Annotated in this window: 17 protein-coding genes; 3 read left to right on the top strand and 14 right to left on the bottom strand. The window is 64.3% G+C overall.

All coding sequences use genetic code 11. From position 1 onward, the window contains the following. Window positions 1-58: 58 nt before the first annotated feature. The 3 genes from H2O77_RS02770 to H2O77_RS02760 form a co-directional block, all read right to left on the bottom strand. The gene (locus H2O77_RS02770; protein WP_215823860.1) at window positions 59-823 is read right to left on the bottom strand and encodes an SDR family NAD(P)-dependent oxidoreductase; all 765 of its coding nucleotides are present in this window, start codon (window positions 821-823) and stop codon (window positions 59-61) included. A gap of 155 nt (window positions 824-978) precedes the next feature. Beyond that, window positions 979-2,649 carry an AMP-binding protein gene (locus H2O77_RS02765; RefSeq protein ID WP_215823859.1) on the bottom strand — a complete coding sequence of 557 codons (1,671 nt, stop codon included), beginning with the start codon at window positions 2,647-2,649 and terminating at the stop codon, window positions 979-981. A gap of 250 nt (window positions 2,650-2,899) precedes the next feature. After that, window positions 2,900-3,517 carry a TetR/AcrR family transcriptional regulator gene (locus H2O77_RS02760; RefSeq protein WP_043333975.1) on the bottom strand — a complete coding sequence of 206 codons (618 nt, stop codon included), beginning with the start codon at window positions 3,515-3,517 and terminating at the stop codon, window positions 2,900-2,902. 117 nt (window positions 3,518-3,634) lie between these two features. Between H2O77_RS02760 and H2O77_RS02755 the strand changes: the two genes are divergently transcribed. Beyond that, window positions 3,635-4,855 carry an acetyl-CoA C-acyltransferase gene (locus tag H2O77_RS02755; protein ID WP_215823858.1) on the top strand — a complete coding sequence of 407 codons (1,221 nt, stop codon included), beginning with the start codon at window positions 3,635-3,637 and terminating at the stop codon, window positions 4,853-4,855. Window positions 4,856-5,001: 146 nt separating this feature from the next. On the opposite strand, the gene pstB is transcribed toward H2O77_RS02755, so the two are convergent. The 5 genes from pstB to H2O77_RS02730 form a co-directional block, all read right to left on the bottom strand. Continuing rightward, the gene (pstB, locus tag H2O77_RS02750; protein WP_153635115.1) at window positions 5,002-5,844 is read right to left on the bottom strand and encodes a phosphate ABC transporter ATP-binding protein PstB; all 843 of its coding nucleotides are present in this window, start codon (window positions 5,842-5,844) and stop codon (window positions 5,002-5,004) included. 81 nt (window positions 5,845-5,925) lie between these two features. After that, window positions 5,926-7,092, bottom strand: coding sequence for a phosphate ABC transporter permease PstA (gene pstA, locus H2O77_RS02745; protein ID WP_215823857.1), 1,167 nt, complete (start codon window positions 7,090-7,092; stop codon window positions 5,926-5,928). Between the two features lie 14 nt (window positions 7,093-7,106). After that, the gene (pstC, locus tag H2O77_RS02740; protein ID WP_043333977.1) at window positions 7,107-8,363 is read right to left on the bottom strand and encodes a phosphate ABC transporter permease subunit PstC; all 1,257 of its coding nucleotides are present in this window, start codon (window positions 8,361-8,363) and stop codon (window positions 7,107-7,109) included. 128 nt (window positions 8,364-8,491) lie between these two features. Next, on the bottom strand, window positions 8,492-9,508 hold the full coding sequence (locus tag H2O77_RS02735; RefSeq protein ID WP_043333978.1) for a substrate-binding domain-containing protein: 1,017 nt from the start codon (window positions 9,506-9,508) through the stop codon (window positions 8,492-8,494). A gap of 112 nt (window positions 9,509-9,620) precedes the next feature. Then, window positions 9,621-10,838 carry a Bcr/CflA family multidrug efflux MFS transporter gene (locus H2O77_RS02730; RefSeq protein ID WP_215823856.1) on the bottom strand — a complete coding sequence of 406 codons (1,218 nt, stop codon included), beginning with the start codon at window positions 10,836-10,838 and terminating at the stop codon, window positions 9,621-9,623. Between the two features lie 324 nt (window positions 10,839-11,162). Between H2O77_RS02730 and tal the strand changes: the two genes are divergently transcribed. After that, complete coding sequence (tal, locus tag H2O77_RS02725) at window positions 11,163-12,101, top strand: transaldolase (protein WP_043333980.1); 939 nt, start codon at window positions 11,163-11,165, stop codon at window positions 12,099-12,101. A gap of 177 nt (window positions 12,102-12,278) precedes the next feature. Here the strand turns inward: tal and H2O77_RS02720 are convergent, their stop codons facing one another. From H2O77_RS02720 to H2O77_RS02695, 6 genes are all read right to left on the bottom strand, one after another. Further along, a complete protein-coding gene (locus H2O77_RS02720) occupies window positions 12,279-12,833 on the bottom strand; it encodes an STAS domain-containing protein (protein WP_043333981.1) in 555 nt (184 codons plus the stop codon). Beyond that, the gene (locus H2O77_RS02715) at window positions 12,826-13,977 is read right to left on the bottom strand and encodes a PP2C family protein-serine/threonine phosphatase (protein WP_215823855.1); all 1,152 of its coding nucleotides are present in this window, start codon (window positions 13,975-13,977) and stop codon (window positions 12,826-12,828) included. Before H2O77_RS02715 ends, H2O77_RS02720 begins: the two co-directional genes overlap by 8 nt. A 115-nt stretch (window positions 13,978-14,092) precedes the next feature. Next, the gene (locus tag H2O77_RS02710) at window positions 14,093-14,854 is read right to left on the bottom strand and encodes a VacJ family lipoprotein (protein ID WP_043333983.1); all 762 of its coding nucleotides are present in this window, start codon (window positions 14,852-14,854) and stop codon (window positions 14,093-14,095) included. Window positions 14,855-14,989: 135 nt separating this feature from the next. Further along, on the bottom strand, window positions 14,990-16,174 hold the full coding sequence (locus H2O77_RS02705; RefSeq protein ID WP_215824466.1) for a beta-ketoacyl-ACP synthase III: 1,185 nt from the start codon (window positions 16,172-16,174) through the stop codon (window positions 14,990-14,992). Window positions 16,175-16,556: 382 nt separating this feature from the next. Next, the gene (gene hrpA, locus H2O77_RS02700; protein ID WP_215823854.1) at window positions 16,557-20,723 is read right to left on the bottom strand and encodes an ATP-dependent RNA helicase HrpA; all 4,167 of its coding nucleotides are present in this window, start codon (window positions 20,721-20,723) and stop codon (window positions 16,557-16,559) included. Window positions 20,724-20,967: 244 nt separating this feature from the next. Continuing rightward, window positions 20,968-22,728: an AMP-binding protein gene (locus H2O77_RS02695; RefSeq protein WP_215823853.1), complete on the bottom strand. Its 1,761-nt coding sequence runs from the start codon at window positions 22,726-22,728 to the stop codon at window positions 20,968-20,970. Window positions 22,729-23,248: 520 nt separating this feature from the next. On the opposite strand from H2O77_RS02695, the gene cysK reads away from it, so the two are divergent. Further along, a complete protein-coding gene (gene cysK, locus H2O77_RS02690) occupies window positions 23,249-24,214 on the top strand; it encodes a cysteine synthase A (protein ID WP_043333985.1) in 966 nt (321 codons plus the stop codon). Window positions 24,215-24,268 lie beyond the last annotated feature (54 nt).

The raw sequence follows: 24,268 nt of genomic DNA, 5'->3' as shown, positions 1-24,268 counted from the left end.
CTCCCCATAGCCGTTCCAGAGAGCCCGATCCAGACGATAAAGGCCTGACCCACCAGCCTCAGGCCATGCGAATGCTGCCATCGAGGCGGATCACCTCCCCGTTGAGCATGCTGTTGGTGATGATGTGCTCGGCCAGACGCGCGAACTCATCGGGCTTGCCCAGACGCTTGGGAAACGGCACCGCCTCGCACAGCGCTTCACGGGCCGGCTCCGGAATGCCGGCCATCATCGGTGTCTCGAACACGCCGGGCGCAATCGCCATCACGCGAATGCCATGGCGTGCCAGCTCGCGCGCCATCGGCAGCGTCATGCCGGCGACCCCGGCCTTGGAGGCGCTATAGGCACACTGCCCCACCTGGCCATCGAAGGCCGCGACCGAGGCGGTATTGAGAATGATCCCCCGCTCGCCGTCCTCGCCTTCGGCGGCATTGCGCGCCATGCGTGCCGCCGTCAGGCGCGCCACGTTGAAGGTGCCGCTCAGATTGATCGCCAGCGTCTTCTCGAAGCCCTCAAGCGGAGCAGGCTCGCCGTCACGGTCCACCAGCTTGGCGACGCTCACCACGCCGGCACAGTGGATCACCCCATGAATGGCACCGAAGGTCTGCTCCGCGACATCCAGCGCAGCCTCGACACTGGCGCTGTCGGTGATATCGCAATGACAGAATCGAGCCGCCTCCCCCAGCGCATCGGCCTGTTCACGTGCGGCCTCGGCAAGGTCCGCCAGCACCACCTGGCCGCCGGCCGCGACGATACGTGAGGCCGTGGCGGCCCCGAGGCCGGATGCTGCGCCGGTGATCAGAAAGCAGTGGTCGGCGATCTTCATGAAACGAGTCTCCCGAAAGGTGATGGCAGGAAAGGTGATGAGAGCCAGGTGATGACAGACCTGTGGTGACAGGCGCGTGGTAACAGGCGCGTGGTAACAGACAAGCCCCGTCGGATAGCCGGCCGTGCCTGAAAGCCAGGTATATGGCTCGGTGTTCAGCTCTCGCGCGCCTGTGCCCGCAGCAGGAAACGCTGGATCTTGCCCGACGGCGTCTTGGGCAGGCTGTCGACGAAGTCGATCTCGCGAGGATAGCTGTGCGCCGAGAGTCGCTGACGTACGCTGGCGCGAATTTCCTCCGCCAGCTCGTCACTGCCGACATGACCATCGCGCAGCACCACATAGGCCTTGATGATCTCGCCACGCAGCGCATCCGGCTTGCCGACCGCCGCCGATTCCGCCACCGCCGGATGTACCAGCACAGCGTTCTCGACATCCGCCGGGCCGACGCGATAGCCCGCAGTGGTGATGATGTCGTCATCACGCCCAGCGAAGGTGAAGCGGCCATCGGGCTCTGCCACCACCACGTCTCCGGTCAGGTAATAGCCCTCGACGCAGGGCTGTTTCTCCTGCCAGGTGTAGCCGGCGAAGAAGTGCGCGGGAGAGCGGGCGATATCCACCGCCAGCACACCCGGCTCGCCCGGCGGCAGCTCACGATACTCGGCGTCGAGCACGGCCAGCCGATAGCCGGGCAGCGGGAAGCCGACACTGCCGACCACGACCTCATGGGCCAGTGCGTGATGATTGCAGCAGGTCATGCCGGTCTCGGTCTGGCCGTAATGGTCCATCACCGCACAGCCCAGCTCCCGCGCGACCCAGCCCACCACCTCGGTGTTGAGGGGCTCGCCGGCGGAGCTTGCGACCCGCAGGTTCAGGCGCTCGAAGGCGCCTTCGCCAAGCCCGGAGGCCTTGAGCATGCGATAGGCCGTGGGCGCGGCCGCGAAATTGTCGATGCGGTGACGCTCCATGAAGGCCAGCCCGCCTTCTGCACTGAACGGCGCCTGCATGAAGTAGGTGGTGGCACCCAGCAACAGCGGGCCGGTGATGGCGTAGTAGAGGCCGTAGGCCCAGCCGGGGTCGGCCATGTTCCAGAAGCGCTCGCCGGGGCGCAGGTCCACCGCCAGGCGCTGATAGAGCCAGAAGGCGGGCAGCGCATTCAGCGCCACCGCCACGCCCTTGGGCTTGCCGACCGTGCCGGAGGTGAACATCTGCAGGAAGGGCGCCTCCGCCGGAAGCCACACCGGCGGCTCGGTCAGTGGCTCGCTCTGCATCAATGTCTGCCAGTCGAGATCGCCCGCCTCCAGCGCATCTCCCTCACCGCGCACGCAGATGATCACGGGATGGCGGGCAAGCTCAGTGAACTTGCTGCGCTGGCTCGTCTCGGTGATCACGATCTGCGTCTCGGCGCGCGACAGGCGATAGTCGAGCGCATCGGTGCCGAAGGCGGTGAACAGCGGCTGATAGACGGCGCCCAGCCGCCAGGTCGCGGCCAGCGCGATCATCAGCTCCGGCGTACGCGACAGCATGCAGGCGACCCGCTGCCCCGCCATCACGCCCTGTGCCTTCAAGGCAGCCGCCATCCGCGAACTCTGCTCATCGAGCTGTGCGTAACTCAGCTCACGCACCCGGCCCTGTTCGTCTTCGTGAACCAGCGCGATACGCTCGCCCTGCCCGGCGCGCAGATGACGCCCGACGCACGCCTCATAGGCATTGCCGAGCTCGCCTTCGCCGTCGGTGTCGAGCGGCGTGGTGAACAGTTCATCGCGCAGTGCCTGGATATCGAAGGCGGCCAGATAATCGCTCAGCGTCTGGCTGGCGGCGGGTTGCATGGCGGGTGAATTCGCAGATGCAGCAGAGGCGGCGCGTGACGTGCGGTTTGTTGTTGTATCGCTTGGCGTCATGGCGTGACTGGCTCCTGAGTGGTGCTCCGGGGCGAAGTGAGATGACTGGGCGCCAGCCATCTACAGTTAACGTAAACGTCAAGTTAGCGACAAGCCTGTCGGGCGGCAAGCATTGTGACGCTCGACTGGCCAAAAGTTGCAGAGGCTGCGTAGCAGACGCCGTGTAACCCACGCTCGTTCAGGGCAGACGACACAGGCTGTCGACCAGCGCCTCGGCCAGCTCATCGGGGGAGCGCTCTCCCTCGGGGCGATACCAGCGTACCGTCCAGTTGAGCGCGCCGAGCATGAACTGGCGCAGCAGCGCGGCGTCGCCCTTGAGCAGCCCTGCGGCCACGGCGGAGGCGATGGCGTCACGCCACAGGTCTTCGTAGTCATCGCGCAGCTGGACGAGATGCTCGCGCGCCGGGCCCTCCAGCCGCCGCCACTCATAGAGCGCGACCACATGGGCATTGCGATCGGTGAGCAGCGTGTCCAGATGTGCACGCGCCAGGGCCAGCAGTCGCTCACGCGCCTGCTGCTGCGATGCCGCCGAGGCGGTCACTTCGCTTGCCTGGTACGGCTCGCAGCGCGCCAGATGCTCACGGGCGATGGCCAGCGCACTGAACATGCCCTCTTCGATCACGGCGCACAGAATTTCCTGCTTGTCGGCGAAGTGATGGAAGAGACTGCCGGACTTGATGCCCATTTCCTGGGCCAGCATGCGGACGGTGGTGCGATCGAAACCCTCCTCGACGAACAGGCGGGCAGCGATACGGACCAGCTCCTTGCGACGGGGTGAGGCGGTGGCTACATTCATCGTATAACTAGCGCTTGCTTGGTTTATGGGATTGAATGGATCAAAGCATAGCCACGCAGTGATCACAACGCCGACTGCACGACTCGATCTTCCAATAACAAGACACAGGAGACCGTCATGACCACCGCTTCCCGCTCTACGCCAAGCCCCGCCGCCAGCGCCGATGACATCGTGATTCTCGCCGGTGCCCGCACGCCGATGGGTGGCCTCAAGGGCTCACTCTCGACGCTGAGCGCACCACAGCTCGCCGCCGTGGCCATCAAGGCGGCCATCGAACGCGCTGGCCTCACGCCTGCCGATGTCGACGAGGGCATCTTCGGCTGCGTGCTGCCCGCCGGCGTCAAGCAGGGCCCGGCGCGGCAGGCCATGCGTCAGGCCGGCGTGCCGGACAGCATCGGCGCCACCACCATCAACAAGCTGTGCGGTTCCGGCATGAAGGCCACCATGCTGGCGCATGACCTGATTCGCGCGGGCACCAACCGCATCATGCTGGCCGGCGGGATGGAATCGATGTCCAACGCCCCGCACCTGCTCACCCAGGCGCGTGGCGGCTATCGCCTCGGCCATGGCGAGCTGAAGGACCACATGTTCTTCGATGGACTGGAAGACGCCGAGACCGGCAAGCTGATGGGCGTGTTCGCCCAGGAAGTGGCCGATGCCCGCGGCTACGATCGCCAGCGCATGGACGACTTCGCCATCGAATCGCTCAGGCGCGCCATGACGGCCACCGAATCGGGTGACATCGCACCGGAAATCGCCGTCGTCACGGTCAAGAGCCGCAAGGGCGAGAGCGTGGTCGAGCAGGACGAGCAGCCCTTCCAGGCCAATCTCGACAAGATTCCCACCCTGCGTCCGGCCTTCGCCAAGGACGGCACCATTACCGCCGCCAACGCCAGCTCCATCTCCGACGGCGCCTCGGCGCTGGTGCTGACGCGCCGTGATGAAGCCGAACGACGCGGGCTGGCCGTCAAGGCGCGTATCCTCGGTCACAGCACCCACTCCCAGCACCCCAGCGAATTCACGCTGGCGCCCATCGGCGCCATCGACTCGCTGATGAAGCGCCTGGAGTGGACCACGGAAGACGTCGACCTGTTCGAGATCAACGAGGCCTTCGCGGTGGTCACCCTGCTGGCGATGGATGCCCATGACATCCCGCATGAGAAGGTCAATGTCTTCGGCGGCGCCTGCGCCCAGGGGCATCCGGTGGGCTCTACTGGCTCGCGCATCATCGTCACGCTGATCAACGCGCTGGAACGCCGCGGCAAGAAGCGCGGCATCGCGGCGCTGTGCATCGGCGGCGGTGAGGCCACCGCGATCGCCGTCGAACTGGAAGGCTGATCCGCCAGCAGACACTGAACCAACCTGATGCTTGAAACGACACGAGGCCCGGATCATTGATCCGTGCCTCGTGTCGTCGTGTGGCCTGCGATGCTCTCAGGCAGCGATCAGGGGCTCAGCCTTCCGAGCCCTGACGCTGGAGCCGCTTAGCCATAGCGACCGGTGATGTAGTCCTCGGCCTTCTTGGTATTCGGGTTGGAGAACATGGTCTTGGTGTCGTTGTACTCCACCAGCTCACCCATGTGGAAGAAGGCGGTGTAATCGGCGACACGTGCCGCCTGCTGCATGTTGTGCGTCACGGTGACGATGGAGAACTGGGTCTTCAGCTTGTCCATCAGGTCTTCGATGGTCGCGGTGGAGATCGGGTCGAGTGCCGAGGTCGGCTCATCCATCAGGATGACGTCCGGCTTGACCGCGATGGCACGCGCGATGCACAGACGCTGCTGCTGACCACCGGACAGCGAAGTGCCCGGCTGATCGAGAATGTCCTTCACCTCTTCCCACAGGCCCGCATCACGCAGCGCGCTCTCGACCAGATCATCCTTGTCGGCGCGACGGCTGACCAGGTCGTGCATGGTCGGCGCGTAGGCGATGTTGTCGTAGATGGACTTGGGGAACGGGTTCGGCTTCTGGAACACCATGCCGACGCGACGACGCAATGCCACTTCATCCATGTTGCGCGCGTTGACGTCACGGCCATCCATCTCGACCAGACCTTCGATGCGCACGCTGCGGATCAGGTCATTCATGCGGTTCAGGCAGCGCAGGAAGGTCGACTTGCCGCACCCGGACGGGCCGATCAGGGCGGTGACGTTCTTCTGGAAGACATCGATGTTGATGTTCTTCAACGCCTGCTTCTCGCCGTACCACAGGTTGAGGTCTTCCACGCGAATGGCCAGCTCGTGGTTGGCATCTTCGTTGATGACGACCGGGCTACCGGGACGAGTGGCGGCGGCAGGCTTGGCGGGAGTGGCGACGGTGCTGTTCATGTCTCGTATTCCTTGATGAGTCGTGGGCCAGGGCTAAGGGTGGAAGGCGACCGGCCAATCGGCGGGCCGCCTCGCAGCTGCCTACCAGCGACGCTCGAATTTCTTGCGCAGCATCACGGCTGCGGCATTGAGTAGGATCAGCACTGACAGCAGCACCAGGATGCCCGCCGCAGTACGTTCAACATAGGCCTGCTCCGGCTCGCCCGCCCAGGTGAATATCTGGGCCGGCAGCACGGTGGCAGCCTGGGTGATGGCGGTCGGCGCATCCGGAATGAAGGCCACCATGCCGACGATGATCAGCGGCGCGGTCTCGCCCATCGCCTGTGCCAGGCCGATGATGGAACCGGTCAGGATCCCCGGCAGCGACAGCGGCAATACATGGTCACGCACCACCTGCCAGCGGGAGCAGCCGACGCCGAAGGCGGCCTGACGAATGGTGTCCGGTACGCTGCGCAGCGCCGAGCGCGTGGTGATGATGATCACCGGCAAGGTCATCAGACCCAGCGTCAGACCACCGACCAGCGGGGAGGAACGCGGCATGCCGAAGAAGTTGATGAAGATCGCCAGACCCAGCAGACCGAACAGGATCGACGGCACCGCCGCCAGGTTGTTGATGTTGATCTCGATGGCCTGGGTGAAGCGGTTGTCCGGAGCGAACTCCTCCAGATAGACCGCCGTCAGCACGCCGACCGGAAAGGCGAAGGCCAGCGTGACCAGCAGTGTCAGGATCGTACCCATCGCGGCCGACCAGATACCGGCGTATTCCGGCAGTTTCGAGTCACCGGTGGTGAAGAAGTTGATGTTGAACTTGAGCTCGGCCGTGCCGTTCTCGATCATGCGGTCCAGCACGGCGGTCTGCTTGGGCTTCAGGTGTGACTTGTGGCCCTTGAGGTACTGGTCGACCTGATCATCGGCGATCACCCAGCGGTCGATCGTCTGACCCATCAGGCTGGCGTCAGCGGCCATGTCGCGCGGCAGCTGGCGCAGCCAGCCGCGGCTGACCAGGTCACGCACGTCTTCTTCCACCGCTGCCAGCGGGATTTCCTGCGACTGCTCGCTGTAGGTGACCGGCACGTGCAGTTCTGCCTGCTGGAAGGCCGGATAGCCGCGCATGACCATGTCGCCGATGAAGACCACCAGGAAGGTGGCGGCCAGGGCGAGTGCGCCCATGGACATGAATTTCAGGCGCTTGGTGCGGCGATGACGGCCCTTCAGCTGGGTCGAGATATCGTCGAATGAATGGCTCATGTCTAGTCTCGGCCTCAGAGGTTGTTGGCGCTGTACTTCTCACGGAAGCGGCGGATCAGGACCACCGAGACCATGTTCAGCAGCAGAGTGACAACGAACAGCACCAGACCCAGCGCGAAGGCCGACAATGTCTCGGCACTCGCGAATTCCTGGTCGCCGGTCAACGCGGCAACGATGCGCACCGTGACGGTGGTCATGTCTTCCAGCGGGTTGGCGGTCAGGTTCGGACGCATGCCCGCCGCCATCACCACGATCATCGTCTCGCCGAGGGCACGTGACATGGCCAGCAGAGACGCGGAGATGATGCCCGGCAACGCGGCCGGCAGGATGACGTTGCGGATGGTCTCGCCGTGGGTCATGCCCAGCGCCAGAGAGCCCTGACGCATGGTGTCCGGCACGGAGGTGATGACGTCATCGGACAGTGAGGAGATGAACGGAATGATCATGATGCCCATGACCAGCCCCGGCGCCAGCGCGTTGTTGTAGGATGCCTCGATGCCCAGCGGCGAGAAGATGTCGACGATCAGCGGCGCGACAGTGATGGCGGCGAAGAAGCCGTAGACCACGGTCGGGATACCGGCGAGCACTTCCAGCACCGGCTTGGCGACGGTACGCACGCTCTCGGGGGCGAACTCTGCCATGTAGACCGCGGCGAGCAGGCCGATGGGAATGGCCACCAGCATCGCGATCAGGGTGATCATGAAGGTACCGGCGAACAGCGGTACGGCACCGAAGTTGGCGGTGCTCTCGACACCTTCACCACGGCCGGCGGCCATCTGGAAGCTGTTGCCCGGATCCCAGGTGGTGCCGGTGATGAAGGTCCAGAAGCTTTCCATCTGGAAGAAGCGGATGGCCTCGAAGATGATCGAGACCAGAATGCCGAACGTCGTGACGATGGAGATCATCGCCGCGCCGATCAACACATAACGAATGAGGGTCTCGATGGCATTGCGCGCATGGAAATCAGGCTTCACCAGGGCGAGGCCGATGACCAGGCCGACGGCTGCGACGACCAGACTGGCGATCAGCAGCTGCATGCCTTCGATATCGATATCTGCGGTGGCAATCGCAACGACGGCTGCCAGACCGACCAGCAGAGCAGGCCCTGCGCTGGAGATTGCCGTGAACCAGCCGTACTGATCCGGCTGGGCGTACATTTCAGCACCGCTGGCACGCACACGCTGTGCCTTGCTGCGGCCGCTGAAGAAGGCCACCAGGCCAGCCAGCGCCACGATGCCTATGAAGAAAAGAAAGATCTGCTGAGTCTGCATCTTTCGGGTCCCGGAGTCGCGTTGTTCACAGGGGGAAGGCTTCATGCCTTGCGAAACCCTGCGACCAGTCAAGCAAACGGGCCGGCTGCCAAGGGCAACCGGCCGCGTCAGAGGGTCAGCTGCGTTGCTTACTTCTGGAGATCGGCCAGAGTCAGCTTGGTGCGCTCAGCGACCTGCTCGCGAAGCGTGGCGCGCTCTTCCTTCGGCAGCGGGATCAGACCGATGCCCTTCAGGTAGCCCAGCTCACCGATCATCTTCTCGCTCATGAACAGGTCGTTGTAGGCCTGCTGAGCCGGCACGTCATCCTTGTGCTGGTTCTTCACGTAGTAGAACAGGGAGCGGGAGACCGGGTACTCGCCAGAGGAGATGGCATCGGCTTCCGGCTGCACGCCATCGATGGAAGCACCGACGACCTTGTCAGCATTCTCTTCGAGGAAGGAGTAGCCGAAGATACCGAAGGCTTCGGTGTTCTCGACCAGCTTCTGGATGATCAGGTTGTCATTCTCGCCGGCAGCGATGTAGTGACCGTCCTGACGGATGTTGGTGTAACCCTCACCGCCGTAGCCTTCCATCTCTTCGGTGGAGACTTCCATCACCAGCTCTTCGAAGGCGTCACGGGTACCGGAAGTGGAAGGCGGCCCGTAGACGGTGATCTTGCGGTCCGGCAGGGAGGAGTCGATCTCGGACCACTTGGTGTAGGGGTTGTCGACCAGCTTGCCGTCGACCGGCACCTGAGCGGCGACCGCCAGGGTGATCTGCTCACGGGTCAGGTCGATGCTGCCATCGCGGACAGACTGGGCGAAGGCGATACCGTCGAAGCCGATCATGGCTTCGGTGATATCGGTCACACCGTTCTCTTCACAGCGCTCGAATTCAGACGTCTTCATGCGACGAGAGGCGTTGGTGATGTCCGGAGTGCTGTCACCGACACCTTCACAGAACAGCTTCATGCCGCCGCCGGAACCGGTGGATTCGATGACCGGAGTCGGGAAATCGCTGGTGGCACCCAGCTCTTCAGCGACGTAGCTGGAGAACGGATAGACCGTGGAAGAACCCACGATGCGCAGCTGTTCACGGGCTTCTGCAGCACCAACTGATGCAGCGATGACAGCCACTGCGAGACCGGACTTGAGGAACGCCTTCATGCCTGAAACTCCTTGCGATAGGAATGAGCCAGTGAGGTGGCTTCTTGTCTACAGGGAGTACCTTGCCAAGCATTCATGACAACTGTGTGACAGTCGCCGGCTCAAGCCTTTCTCAGTCGGACGGCGTCTCGTGGCGCGCCAGGGCGCGGCGCCCTGCCAGCACCCGCAGCAGAATATTGCTGACCAGCGCCGTGCCCAGCATGCCGAGAATCATCGGCCACAGGCTGTCCATCGCCAGACCTGCGATCAGCATGCCGATCACGGCGCCACTGGCAAACTGCATACTGCCGATCAGCGCATTGGCCGTGGCGCTGATGCGCGGAAAATACTCCAGCGCCGAGGAGATCGCGTTGGGCGCCACCATGCCGTTGGCCCCGACGAACACCATCAGCAGCGGCGCGATGACGTAGAGCAGGTCCAGCCCCAGCGCCAGCGCCGATACCAGCAGGATGGCGGCAGACAGCTGGATACCGATGCCGATGCGCAGCAGACGCGGCGGCGACAGGCGTGACAGCAGGCGCACGTTGAGACGGTTGGCGGTGAACATGAACAGGATGTTGGCGCCGAACAGCACCGGGTACCAGGCCGCCGTCACTCCGAAATGCTGCATATAGACGTAGGGCGACGCGGTGATGAAGGCGAACATGCCACCGAAGCCCATCGCCTGCGTCAGCGCATAGCCCATCGCCGGCCCGTGGCGCAGCACGCTGGCATAGTCACGCGCGACCTGCAGGAGACTGGCCGGCGGCTCGTCCGCCTCGCGCTTGCGTCGGGTCTCGGGCAAGCGCAGCGGCAGCACTATCAACAGGAAGGCGGCATAGGCGGCCAGGAAGGCGAAGATCAGCCACCAGCCCGCCATGCCCAGCAGCAGACTGCCGATGGCAGGCGCGATCAAGGGCGCCAGCATCATGATCACCGCGACGGTGGACAGCACCTTGGCCGCCTCGCGGCCACTGAAGCAATCGCGCACGATCGCCGAGGAATTGACCACCGAGGCGCCGCCGCCCAGCGCCTGCAGGAAGCGCAGCGCATAGAGCCCCTCGAGACTCTCGACCTGGGTGATGGCCAGACTCGCCAGCAGGAAGACGAAGATGCCTGACAACAGGACCGGCTTGCGCCCGATACGGTCTGACAGCGGGCCGAAGATCAGCTGCCCCAGCGAGAAGCCGAGCAGGAAGACCGACAGCGACAGCTCGGTATGGTGCACCGTGGTCGCCAGGTCTTCTGCCATGGCCGGCAATGCCGGCAGATAGGCATCGATGGCCAATGGAGCCAGGGCCGTATTGGCCGCGACCAGCAAGGCCAGCTGACGGGTTTGACGCTTGTCCACATCCCCTCCTGCAATCGTTTGTCGATGGTATGTCCACGTGCCGAAAACGCCACGTCCTTGCCGTCAGATGACGACAGTGGGCGCGCCGCCGCACAATTGATACAGTTGACCTACACAGGTGACGAATGTCACATCACGCTGATGAAATCCCCGCGGATCATCCACTTGGGGCGATCGGCCCGAGATGCCTTCACAGCCGGCAGGCGTGGGTGCACACTCGGTGGCAGCGCTCGCTCCGGCGGCCCCTGCCCTTCACCTCTTGCCTTATTCATGAGGGCCACTCACCCCTTCGGGTGGCTCACGCTCAGTACAGGAAACTCTTGCATGGCACAGGACAAGCTCTCCCAACTCAAGGAAATGACCACCGTCGTCGCCGACACCGGTGACCTCGAGGCCATTCGTCGCTTCGCGCCCACTGATGCTACCACCAACCCGTCACTGATCCTGCAGGCCGCTCAGGACCCGTCACGTCGCGAGCGCCTGACCGAAGTCGCGCGCAAGGCCACCGACATCGATGATGCCGTCGATGCCGTGGCCGTGGATATCGGTACCGAGATCGCCGGCCTGGTGCCGGGTTATGTCTCCACCGAGGTCAGCGCCCGTCTGTCCTTCGATGCCGACGAGACCATCCGTCGCGCGCATCGCATCATCGAGCGCTACGCCGCCAATGGCGTCGGTCAGGAACGCATCCTGATCAAGACCGCCTCCACCTGGGAAGGCATTCGCGCCGCCGAGAAGCTCGAGCGCGAAGGCATCCGCACCAACCTGACGCTGCTGTTCAGCTTCGCCCAGGCCCAGGCCTGTGCCGATGCCGGCGTGACGCTGATCTCGCCCTTCGTCGGGCGTATCCTCGACTGGCACAAGGCCAATCAGCCGGACGCCGACTTCAGCGGCGACAACGACCCGGGCGTGAAGTCCGTCAAGGCCATCTACGAGCACTACAAGGGTCACGGCTACAAGACCATCGTGATGGGCGCCAGCTTCCGCAACACCGGCGAGATCGAAGCGCTGGCCGGCTGTGACCGCCTGACCATCTCGCCGGCACTGCTGGGTGAGCTGGCCGAGAGCACCGGACCGCTGGAACGTCGCCTGCTGGCCGCCGATGCCGAGCAGAACGTGCCGGAAGTGCTGACCGAGTCCAACTTCCGCTGGGACATGAACGAAGATGCCATGGCCACCGAGAAGATGGGCGAAGGTATCCGCAAGTTCATGGCCGATCAGCGCAAGCTCGAGACCCTGCTGGCCGAACTGCGCAGTCACTGAGCCAACGGAGCATAGCGCCGATGATGAGCTCTTGTTAAGCAAGAGCTCATTGAATGGCCAAGGCAACAAAAAGCGCCTGCCGTATTTCACGGCAGGCGCTTTTTTGTGCTTTCAGCGGCGTGCTGTCTGAATCGCGCTGTCAGGTTCGTGCTGTCAGGCAAAAGCCCCAGCGCGCCTTCAGTGCGGCTGGCGATGCTCCTCGCTTTCCAGCAGCTCGATCAGCGGCTGGAATTCCAGGCGGTTGTGGCCGTTCAGGCACATCAATAGCCGGTGAGCCTCGAGAATGCGCCCGCGCAGCTCCTGTTCCTGCTGGGGCGAGGCATCGGCGTCATCCTGAGACTCGTTCAGCGCTGGCGCGTTGCAGCAGGAAGCCCCGTCCAGATCGGCCTGGTCCGCCTCCGGCAGGCTGCCGGCGTCCACGACACTGGCCACCTCGTCGAACCCCATCACCTTGAGCATGGTCAGCACGTCGGGATGGGCAGCCACCACCTGCGCCGGCATCACCAGCCGGTCGCGGACAGCCAGCGCCAGCTTGGCCAGAAAGCCCAGTGCGGTGGAATCGACATTGGTCGCTTCGCGCAGATCGATGATCACGCTTTCCAGTCCCTCAACCGCAGCCACGCGCTGTACCTGCTGATCCAGCGTGGCACACAGCGTCAGGCGTACATCACCGGATAGCTTGAGCACGAACAGGCCGTCTTCGAACACGGCCTGGATACGTCCTTCATCCATCATGGAATCCTGTCAGCGTCATCAAGGTAAGGTCATCCGGCAGCTCGCCATCCAGCGCCAGTCCACGACGCAATCCTTGCACATCCTCACTGCTCAGAATCCGTTGATGCAGTGCTCGAGTCCTGTCCTCCAGCGCCTCGCCCGGCAGGCATTCCAGTACACCATCACTGGCCAGCCACAGACGGAAGCGCTCAGGAAGCGCCACACGATACGCTGGATAGCGGGTGTCTGGGAAGAGCCCCACCGGCCGACCGCTGCCTTCCAGCTCACGCAGTTCGCCGTCGGGCGTGACCAGTACCGGCATCGGCAGCTGGGCGCCCAGGGTGTAATGCAACGTGCGCGTGTCACGGTCCATCACACCACACATCACCGTGGCATGCTTGCCGATACCACTGTCGATCAGTTCACGGTTGAGCAGTGCCAGCCACTCGGGGCCGAAGGTTTCCGGCGTATGTTCCTCCCAGTGGCGGATCGCGCGTGCGAACAGCAGCTTCAGCAGCACGGTCACGAAGGCCGACGAGGCACCATGACCGGAGACATCCGCAAAGTAGAACAGGCTGAAGCGTTCGTCGATCGCCTGATACTCGAGGAAGTCACCCGACAGATACAGCGACGGCGACAGGCAGTATTCATAACTGACGCCATTGATGTGCTGTCCGCTCAGGGGCAGCAGACGCTGCTGGATCTGGCCACCGGCCTGCTGGTCCTGACGCAGCAGCGCCAGATGCGTCTCCAGGTGCTCGTTGAGCTCCTCGAGGCGCGCGCGTGCCTTGGCGTGCTCATGGGCCAGCTGGTGATGCTCCGCCGCCCGCTTGAGCAGACTGCGCAATACCGAGCCATGCTCGCGCGGCGAGATGAGGTAATCGACCAGCCCGGCCTCCACCGCCGGCAGCAGGCATTCATCGCCACGGCTCTCGGCCACCACCACCGTCGGCAGGCGCTCGGCCAGACGCGCCCACTCATGACTGGAAACGGCCTCGACATGCGCGACCACCACCGCCACCCCGCTGGGCAGTGTCGCGATGCCATCACAGGCCGCCACCGCACAGCGTTCATCCGTCAACAGGTTCGCCAGCGCATCACGCCGCGAGCCGGGAAGATCAATCAGACCGATCAACAGACGCTTGCCTTGCTCATCCGCCATGCCAACCCCTCATTCCCGTCCTTACTGCCATCCACTCGCAGTCTTGATGCTGCTTGCCCTCGCGACCGGCACCACTGACCCTTCACGGTACCGGTCGCCTGCTGCGGGTGACGCGTTACTGGCTGTCGTCTTCCGGTGCGAAGGCACCGTCGAGATCGGCATCATCGAAGCTGTCGCTGGCAAAGGGATCATCGCCCAGCTTGCCATCGTTGATCTCGAAGTTGCGGCGCTGCAGGTAGGCATCACGAATGAAGCTGTAGCGATCGCCCTGGATCAGCTTCTCCTGCTCGAGCAGCCCGGCACGGGTATCGACCAGATCCAGCGCCTTCAGGCCGTAACGCACCTTGTCGTCTTCGACGTAGTTGACGGGATCAGCGAAGTAATCCACCGGCATGCCCGCGGTATCACGCACGGTACTCGGACCGAACAGCGGCAGCACCAGATACGGCCCCTGCCCTGCGCCCCAGACGGCGAGGGTCTGACCGAAGTCTTCCTCGTCCACTGTCCAGCCAAGCTCACTGGCCGGGTCGAACAGGCCGCCGATGCCGACGGTGGAGTTGAGCAGCAGACGGCCGGTGGAGACACCGGCATTGGCCCACTTCCACTGCAGCACCGAGTTGAACATGGTGCTGACCTCTCCCAGATTGGAGAAGAAGTTGCCCACGCCATCCTGTACCAGCTCCGGCGTCACATAGTCATAGCCCTGCGCGACCGGCTTGAGAGCATAGCGGTCCAGGGTGTCATTGAAGGTATAGACGTTACGGTTGAAGCCCTCCCAGGGGTCCTGAGGGTTCGGCTCGCTGTCTCCGGTGCTGGCGCAACCCGCCAGCAGGGACATGGCCAGCAGTGCCGGCAGGGAAGTCTTGATCGTGTGCATCTCGTCACCTGTAAGTCTATTGGATTCCTGCAGCGGTCCTTGCCACATCCCTGGCTGTCAGGTCCGGTCTTCTTTATACGTTCCGCGCCCGCCAAGAGCCAGCACAGGCCACGTGGATTCGCGCAATGTCCTGCTTCAACCGCAGCGTTTCAGCAGCACGCTGCCGGCACTGTAGCCTGCCCCGAAAGAACACAATACCCCGAGGCTCCCCGGCGCCAGATCAGCGTGATGGAGATGGAAGGCGATCACCGAGCCCGCGGAGCTGGTATTGGCGTAGCGATCGAGAATGATCGGCGCTTCCTCGCTCGACGGGTCACGCCCCAGCACACGCCGCGCGATCATGTCGTTCATGTGGCGGTTGGCCTGATGCAACCACATGCGATCAAGATCACCGCCGTCTGCCTCGATCTCGCCCAGATGGGTGGTGATCAGCTCGGCCACCATCGGGCAGACCTCGCGGAAGACGCGCCGCCCTTCCTGGATGAACAGCTTGTCATCGGCCTTTACACGATGGCTTGCGCTGTCGAGTGTCATCGCGGATGCCACGTCGTCCTCAAGCACCGCCGTGCGATTGAGGAAGCCGAAATTGTTGCGTATCGCATTGGAGAAGCGCGTCACCAGTCGCGTGCCGAGCACCTCGAAGCCATCGGTGCGCGTGGCGACATCCGCCGCTTCCAGCACCACGGCCGTGCAAGCATCCCCGAAGATGAAGTGGCTGTCACGGTCGCGGAAGTTGAGATGCGCACTGCAGATCTCCGGATTGACCATCAGCACACGCCTGGCACTGCCGCTGCGAATCGCGTTGGCGGCGGTCTCGATGCCGAAGGTGGCGGAGCTGCACGCCACGTTCATGTCGAAGGCATAGCCACCGGCCTCGAGCGCGGCCTGCAATTCCACCGCCACTGCCGGATAGGGGCGCTCGAGGTTGGAACAGGCCACGATGACCAGATCCAGGTCCGCGGCGTTGACGCCCGCCGCCGCCAGCGCTTCACGCGCGGCCGCCACACCCATCTCGCACTGCACCGAGGGCTGGTCATTGGCGCGCGCCGGCAGGCGTGGGCGCATGCGCTCCGGGTCGAGAATGCCCTCGGCATCCAGCACGTAGCGGCTGTGGATACCCGAGGCCTTGACGATGAATTCGGCGCTGGACTCGGTGCGCGCCTCACGCTCACCACGTGCGATAACGTCGGCATTGGCGGCATTGTCCGCCGCCACCCAGGCATTGAAGGACGCCACCAATGCCTCGTTGCTGATGGCATTGGGCGGCGTGTAGAGCCCGCTGCCGGTGATCAGTACGCGATGATTGCCGCTGGCGCTCATGGACTGACCGGCGTTGGCGTGTTGCGTATCGGCAGCGTGATCATTGTCATTGTTTGGCATGCATCCACTCCTGACAGTGCTATCCCGCGGGATATCACCAGAATTGAGCGGGGCACGACCCGGCGCCGCGTCGTCATGCCCCATGTTCAGTGTACGCTGTCTCGGCGATTCCAGACGCCCGAGTCAGCATTTGTCGGGCGATCACAGTGAATGCTTAAACAGCAATTCCTGTCTGCAGCTTGGGCCATCCCGCCGCGGCACGCCTCCACGTACCGGTCACGCAAGCCCCTGATGCCACGCACAGCGCCCTGGAATGGCCCAGACAAGGCAGAGCTTCAGCCAGGACAGAGCTTCAGCCAGGACAGAGCCCAGCCTCAGGACATCAGCGGCGCGCCATCAACTCCTGCCAGCGCTTCTCGAGGCGCTTGGCGGAGACGGTCTCCAGGGTGCCGAGCTGCTGGGCAAACAGCGAGACGCGCAGTTCCTGCAGCCACCAGCCGAACTCTTCCAGCTCCGCATCCGGCAGCCCCTGCTCGCGCGCCTTGCTCAGGCGGGCATCAAGGCGGGATTCGAAGCCCTTGACCCCTTCCATGTCACGCTGGTCGCGCATGCGCTCACGCGGCGCCTTGTCGAGACGGATCAGCATCGCCTCCACATAGCGCGGCAGTTGATGCAGCCAGTCACCGGAGGCCTGGATGAAGCCCGGCGTGATCAGGCGCGCCTGCTGGGCCTTGAGATCAGCCACCACCAGCGCCATCGAGAAGTCGATCTTGCCCTTGAGGCGCTTGGAAAGCTCCAGATGCTGCTTGAGCGCGGCTTCCAGCGGCTTGAGCAGCGCCTCGGCGTGCGGCACCAGCTCGGCCCGCTTGTCATCGAGACGCGCCTGCAGTTCGCTGCGCGAACGCGGCAGCGGCTCGACGGCCATCACCTGCTCGAAGACGCTGTAGATGAAGTCATCCGCCAGTTGGCGACGCGTGCCGACCTTGGCGAACAGCAGCGCACAGCGCTCCAGCGCCTTGAGGTCACGGTCCAGATAGCGCACCTGGTCCGGCAGGCGTGCCATCGCCAGACGCGTGATGCCATCACGGTGCGCGGCGGCGGCCTTGGCCGGGTGATCGAACAGCTCCACGCTCAGATTCTGCTCGACCTGAGCCGTCGCGCTGGCAGGCGCATGGCTTGACGGCGCGCTGTTCTTGCCGGTCTTGCGCGCCAGCTTGCGCTGCTTGGCGCTCATGCCGCTGTCGGCAGGCGCTGCCGCCTTCACCACCAGCGCCGGATAGGCCTCGACGCGGATGCCCGCCTGGGTGGTGCTGTGCGAGGTGGCGATCGGCGCCTCCGGCAGATCTTCCAGCACTTCGCTGTCGGCTTCACGGCTGCGACTGGCCATCGCCCGCGCGGCGGCCGCGGCCGAGTCCTTGAAGCGAGCCTCCAGCGCTTCGAGATAACGCCCTTCGCCCAGCACCTTGCCGTCCTGATCGACGATGCGCAGGTTCATCTTCAGGTGCGGTTCCAGCGTTTCGGGCGCCCAGGCATCCTGCGGCAGGCGCAGGCCGGTCTTGACGCGCATGAACTCGGCCAGCGCATCGGTCAGCGGCACGTCGTCCGGGGTCAGCGCCTCAAGTGCGGCATCGACCCAGTTGGGAATCGGCACTACCTGCTTGCGGTACTGCTTGGGCAGCGACTTCATCAGCGCGATGGCCTTGTCACGCAACAGCCCCGGCACCAGCCATTCGATGCGATAGCGCGGCAGCTGCGACAGCATCGCCGCCGGCACGATCATCGTCACGCCGTCATCCACCGCACCGGGCGCGAAGTGATAGCTCAGCGGGTAGGCGACGCTGTTGTGGTGCAGCTGTTCGGGGTAGCGCGCGACGGTGACTTCCTCGGCGTCGCGCGCCATCAGGTCGTCGAGATTCAGATGCAGGACATCCGGGTTGTCGCGCTCGGCTTCCTTGCGCCACTTGTCGAAGCTGCGCCCGTTGTAGATGCCTTCCGGAATGCGCTCGGCATAGAAGGCGAACAGCGTCTCTTCGTCGACGAGGATGTCCCGCTTGCGCGCGCGGTCCTCAAGCTCACCGACCTCATCCATCAGGCCGCGATTGTGGGCGAAGAACGGCGCACGGGTCTGGAATTCGCCCTCGACCAGCGCACGGCGAATGAACAGCTCGCGGGATTCTTCCGGCGCCAGCGGGCCGTAATGCACCTTGCGCGCGGTGACGATGGGCAGCCCGAACAGGGTCACCTGCTCACTGGCGACCACCTGGGCACGCTTCATCTCCCAGTGCGGCTCGCTGTAGCTGCGCTTGACCAGATGCTCGGCCAGCGGCTCGACCCACTCGGGCTTGATCGCCGCGACCTGACGCGCGTAGAGCTTGGTGGTCTCGACCATCTCGGCCGCCATCACCCATTTGGGCGACTTCTTGGCCACACCGGAGCCCGGGTGGACGAAGAAGCGTCGGTTGCGCGCGCCGAGATACTCGCGATTTTCCTGCTTGAGGCCAAGATTGGAGAGCAGCCCGGTCAACAGCGCGCGATGCAGTGATTCGTGATCGATGGCCACCGACGGGCGGCGGCCCTGCCCCGGTGAGGCCAGTACCCGCGCGGTGACCTCGGCCTGCGCCTCAGCGTCGCGCTCATGCTGGGCGCTGGTCATCTCCAGCCCCAGGTCGCGCGTCAGCTGCTTGAGCTGACGGAAGGTGTCATGCCACTCGCGCAGGCGCAGATAGTTGAGGAAACGCGCCTTGCACCAGCGGCGCAGCGGGTTGGCCCCCAGCGCATCCCGCGCCAGTTCGAAGCCTTCCCACAGATTCAGCCAGCTGACGAAGTCGGAGTTGTCGTCATCCCACTCGTGGTGGATCTGATCGGCCTGCTGGCGCTTGTCGGCGGGGCGCTCGCGCGGGTCCTGGATCGACAGCGCGCTGACGATGATCAGCACTTCACGCAGGCAGCCGCGCGAGGCGCCCTCAAGCACCATGCGCGCCAGACGCGGGTCGATGGGCAGACGCGCCAGGGTGCGGCCATCACGGCTCAGGCGGTTGTGTTCATCCACCGCGCCCAGTTCGCGCAGCAGGCGGAAGCCATCGGTGACGAAGCGCGAATCCGGCGCATCGACGAAGGGAAACTTCTCGATGTCGCCCAGCTTGAGCGACAGCATCGACAGGATCACCGAGGCCAGGTTGGTGCGCTGGATTTCCGGCTCGGTGTATTCCGGGCGCGCGAGGAAGTCCTCCTCGCTGTAGAGGCGGATGCACAGGCCTTCGGCGATACGCCCGCAGCGGCCCTTGCGCTGGTTGGCGCTGGCCTGGCTGATCGGTTCCACCGGCAGACGCTGGATCTTGGAGCGATAGCTGTAGCGGCTGATGCGCACCAGGCCCGGGTCGATCACGTAGCGGATGCCCGGCACGGTCAGCGAAGTCTCGGCGACATTGGTGGCCAGCACGATGCGGCGGCCACGATGCGGCTGGAAGACGCGGTTCTGCTCTTCGTTCGAGAGGCGCGCGTACAGCGGCAGTACCTCGGTATCACGCAGCTGGGCGCGACGCAGAGTGTCCGCGGTGGCGCGGATCTCACGCTCGCCGGGCAGGAAGATCAGCACGTCACGCGGGCCCTGCATCCAGCCCTTCTCGCGCTCGATCACCGACAGCTCTTCCACCGCGCGCAGGATACCTTCCTGCAGGCTGAGATCTTCCTCATCCTCGGCATCGCGCACCAGCGGCAGGTACTGGGTCTCGACCGGGAAGTTGCGCCCGCTGACCGAGACGATGGGCGCCGGCGTGCCATCCTGGGCCGCGAAGTGCTGACTGAAGCGCTCCACGTCGATGGTCGCCGAGGTGATGATGATCTTGAGGTCCGGACGGCGCGCGGTGAGACGCTTGAGATAACCGAGCAGGAAGTCGATGTTCAGACTGCGCTCGTGGGCCTCATCGATGATGATCGCCTCGTAGCGGCTCAGGTCCGGATCATGCTGGGTTTCCGCCAGGAGGATACCGTCGGTCATCAGCTTGATCAGCGTCGACGGGCCGGTGGTGTCGTTGAAGCGCACCTGATACCCGACCGTCTCGCCGAGTGTCGTCTCGAGCTCCTCGGCCAGACGCGCCGCCACCGAGCGCGCCGCCAGACGGCGTGGCTGGGTGTGGCCGATCAGGCCGTTGCGCCCCAGCCCCATCTCCAGACACAGCTTGGGCAACTGGGTGGTCTTGCCCGAGCCGGTCTCGCCGGCGACCACCACGATCTGATGCTCGGCAAGCGCGGCGAGGATGTCTTCGCGACGCTCCACCACCGGCAGTTCCGGCGGATAGTTGAGCGCGGCGGGTGTCTGCCAACGTGCCAGTGCCGTCTCGCGCGCGGCGCGCTGGGCGATGCTCGCCTCCAGGCGGCTCTCGATGTCGTTGATGGCACGATCGACCGGCTTGCCTTCCTTGAGACGCCGCCGCAGGCCAGCCAGGCGCTTGCCCAGCTCGCGCTGATCACGGCTCAGGGCGCGTTCAAGGCGAGCCGCGAGGGCTTCAAGACGCGCATGTTCGGACGGTGCGGTAGCGGTGTCGCTCAAGGACTGCCTCTTCTCAACCAGCGACCACACGCCAAGCGCGCAGCCGGAAACTCTCGGGAATTCAGCCTCACGCTCGCCTGCACGAGGCAGCAAGCCATGACACCTGAATGACAAAACGGCCCGTCAACAAGTGACGGGCCGTCCATTGTAGCCCTGCGCGTAGCCGCGCCCAACCTTGGCGGCGCTTGTTCCCTGCCACGCCGCCGGCTCAGCGCTGTCCTCAGTGCTGTCCTCAGTGCTGTCCTCAGTGCTCGCGTAGCGGCGTATTGCCACCGCTCTCTTCGCTGTCGCGCAGCTCACGGCGCAGCACCTTGCCGACGTTGGTCTTGGGCAGTTCATCACGGAATTCGACGAAGCGCGGCACCTTGTAGCCGGTCAGCTGCTCCTTGCACCAGCTGCGCAGGCTGTCGCGATCCAGATCCGGATTGCTTGAGACCACGAACAGCTTGATCGCCTCGCCGCTCTGCTCGTCCGGCACGCCCACTGCCGCCGCCTCGACGATATCCGGATGGCCGCTGACCACGTCCTCGATCTCGTTGGGGAACACATTGAAGCCGGAGACGATGATCATGTCCTTCTTGCGATCGACGATGCGCACGAAGTCATCTTGCTGGATGACCGCGATATCGCCGGTGCGGATGAAGCCCTCGTCATCCATCGCCTCACGCGTGGCATCGTCACGCTGCCAGTAGCCCTTCATCACCTGGGGGCCGCGCACGCACAGCTCGCCCGGCGCATCGCGCCCCAGCGTCACGCCATCGGCGTCCACCACCTTGAGCTCGGTGCCCGGCACCGGCTTGCCGATGGTACCCAGCTGCAGCTCGCGCGGCGGATTGAAGCTGACGATGGGCGAGGTCTCGGTCATGCCGTAGCCCTCGGCGACCGGGCAGCCGGTGACGGCTTCCCAGCGTTCGGCCGCGCTGCGCGTCAGCGCCATGCCGCCGGAGATGGTCAGCTTGAGACTCGAGAAGTCCAGCGCCTTGAAGTCATCACGCTGACACAGCGCCGAGAACAGCGTGTTGAGGCCGACGAAGGCGGTGAACGGTGTCCTGGCCAGTGTCTTGATGAAGCCATCGATATCGCGCGGATTGGTGATCAGCACGCTGTGGTTGCCGCTTTCCATGCTGTAGAGGCAATTCACCGTGAAGGTATAGATGTGATAGACCGGCAGCGGCGCGATCAGCACCTCCTGACCTTCATTGAGCACATCACTGATCACGCCGCGCGCCTGCAGCATGTTGGCGACCAGATTGCGGTGGGTCAGCATGGTGCCCTTGGCGACGCCGGTGGTGCCGCCGGTGTACTGCAGCGCGGCGATGTCCTCGGGCTGGCGCGTGACACGTGTGTGCGAGAGCCCCGCCCCGCGCTTGAGCACGTCACGCAGGCCGTGTGCGTCGGGCAGGTGGTACTTCGGCACCATCTTCTTGACGTAGCGCACCGCCAGATTGATCAGCGGACGCTTGGGGAAGTCATGCAGGTCACCGATCTCGGTGATGATGACCTCCTCGATGGACGTGCGTTTGAGCACCTTCTCGAGCTTGTCCGCCATGTTGGCCAGAATCACGATGGCGCGAGCGCCGGAGTCATGGAACTGGTGCTGCATCTCGCGCTCGGTGTAGAGCGGGTTGGTGTTGACCACCACCAGACCGGCGCGCAGCGCACCGAATACCGCCACCGGGAACTGCAGCAGGTTCGGCAGCTGGATGGCGATGCGGTCACCGGGTTCAAGGCCGGTCTCGTGTTCCAGCCAGGCGGCGAAATTGCGCGACAGCCGGTCCACATCGGCGTAGCTGAGCGTCTTGTCCATGCAGCTGAAGGCCGGACGCTCGGCATAGTTGGCGCAGCTGGCCTCGAAGACCTCGAGGATCGAGGGGTAATCCTCGAGACCGGACAACGGCTCACCACTGAGGATCAGGTTGGCGTCCCCGGTCACGGGGCCAGCGTGATCAGACGCCTTGTCGGCTTCCGGGTCTGCCGAGGCGTTGGCAGGATTGGCATCATGCATGGCTTGGGCTCCATGACTGCATTCGTCTGCTGGATCGTGGCCGGGCGCGGAGTCTTTCACTGGCAGCCACAGGCGAGAATTCAGCACTTGTTGTTATCAGGGCGTCACGCCCACATGTGAACAATGACATGAATGACGGCGCGATGGGGAAAAGGACGGCGCGACAGCGCGCGCGCAGGTGCCGACAACGCACCGGCGACACCCCGGCAAGAACCTCCAGGGCCGCCGCGCTTCACCTTAACCAGTCAGGCCAATGATGTAAAACGACCGATTGAAACCATCGTTCACATCCGAAAAAGTGTCGTTGAATCAAACCACTACTCTTGTACGACCTTGGTCAGAGACTAGCGGCGACTGCCAACCTTGCCATGTCGTTATGCGCTTCAGGCCTTTGAGTCGCGCTCGGCTAGCCCTTAACCTTATGCTCATGCAGTCGCGACAGCCGTTGCTGAGCATCATCACTTCACTCAAGCAGCGGGCATGCTCGCTGTCTAGCCGCCAGATACCCAGAGGACCTCGCATGGCCAAGATCTATCAGGACAACTCGCAAGCCATCGGCAATACGCCGCTGGTCAAGATCAACCGCCTCAGCAGCCACCCACGCCTGTACGCCAAGGTGGAAGCCCGCAACCCGGCGTTCTCGGTCAAGTGCCGTATCGGTGCCAGCATGGTATGGGACGCCGAAGAGCGCGGCGTGCTCAAGCCGGGCATGGAGATCATCGAGCCGACCTCCGGCAATACCGGCATCGCGCTGGCCTTCGTCGGCGCGGCGCGTGGCTACCCCGTCACCCTGACCATGCCCTCCTCCATGAGCATGGAGCGCCGCAAGGTGCTGAAGTCCCTCGGCGCCAACCTGGTGCTGACCGACCCGGCCAAGGGCATGCAGGGCGCCATCGACAAGGCCTGCGAGCTGCAGAAGGCCGAACCGGAACGCTATTTCCTGCCGCAGCAGTTCTCCAACCCGGCCAACCCGCGCATCCACGAAGAGACCACCGGCCCGGAGCTGTGGGACGCGCTGGATGGCGAGATGGACGTGCTGGTGGCGGGCGTCGGTACCGGCGGCACCATCAGCGGCATCGCCCGCTACTTCAAGACGGTGCGCGGCCAGTCACTCGAAGCCGTGGCGGTGGAGCCGGCGGAATCCGCCATCATCACCCAGCGCATGCAGGGCGAGTCGATCACGCCGGCCCCGCACAAGATCCAGGGCATCGGCGCCAACTTCATTCCCGACAACCTGGACCTGGCGCTGATCGATCGCGTAGAGCCGGTCGCCAGTGAAGACGCCATGGCCATGGCGCGTCGCATCATGCAGGAAGAAGGCATCATGTGCGGCATCTCCTGCGGTGCGGCGATGACCGCGGCGCTGCGTCTGGCGGAAGACCCCGCCTACGCCGACAAGTCCATCGTCGTCATCCTGCCGGACAGCGGCGAGCGCTACCTGTCCTCGCCGATGTTCGCCGGCATGTTCGACGACGTCGAAGGCTGAGCCTCACGCGTTGACCAGGCAAAAGCCGCAAACACGAAGGGCCGCGATTGCGGC

This window comes from Cobetia sp. 4B, assembly GCF_018831605.1.
GTDB classification, from domain to species: Bacteria; Pseudomonadota; Gammaproteobacteria; order Pseudomonadales; family Halomonadaceae; genus Cobetia; species Cobetia amphilecti.
The sequence above is the reverse complement of the archived record's forward strand: the minus strand, read 5'-3'. Positions and strand labels throughout refer to the sequence as shown.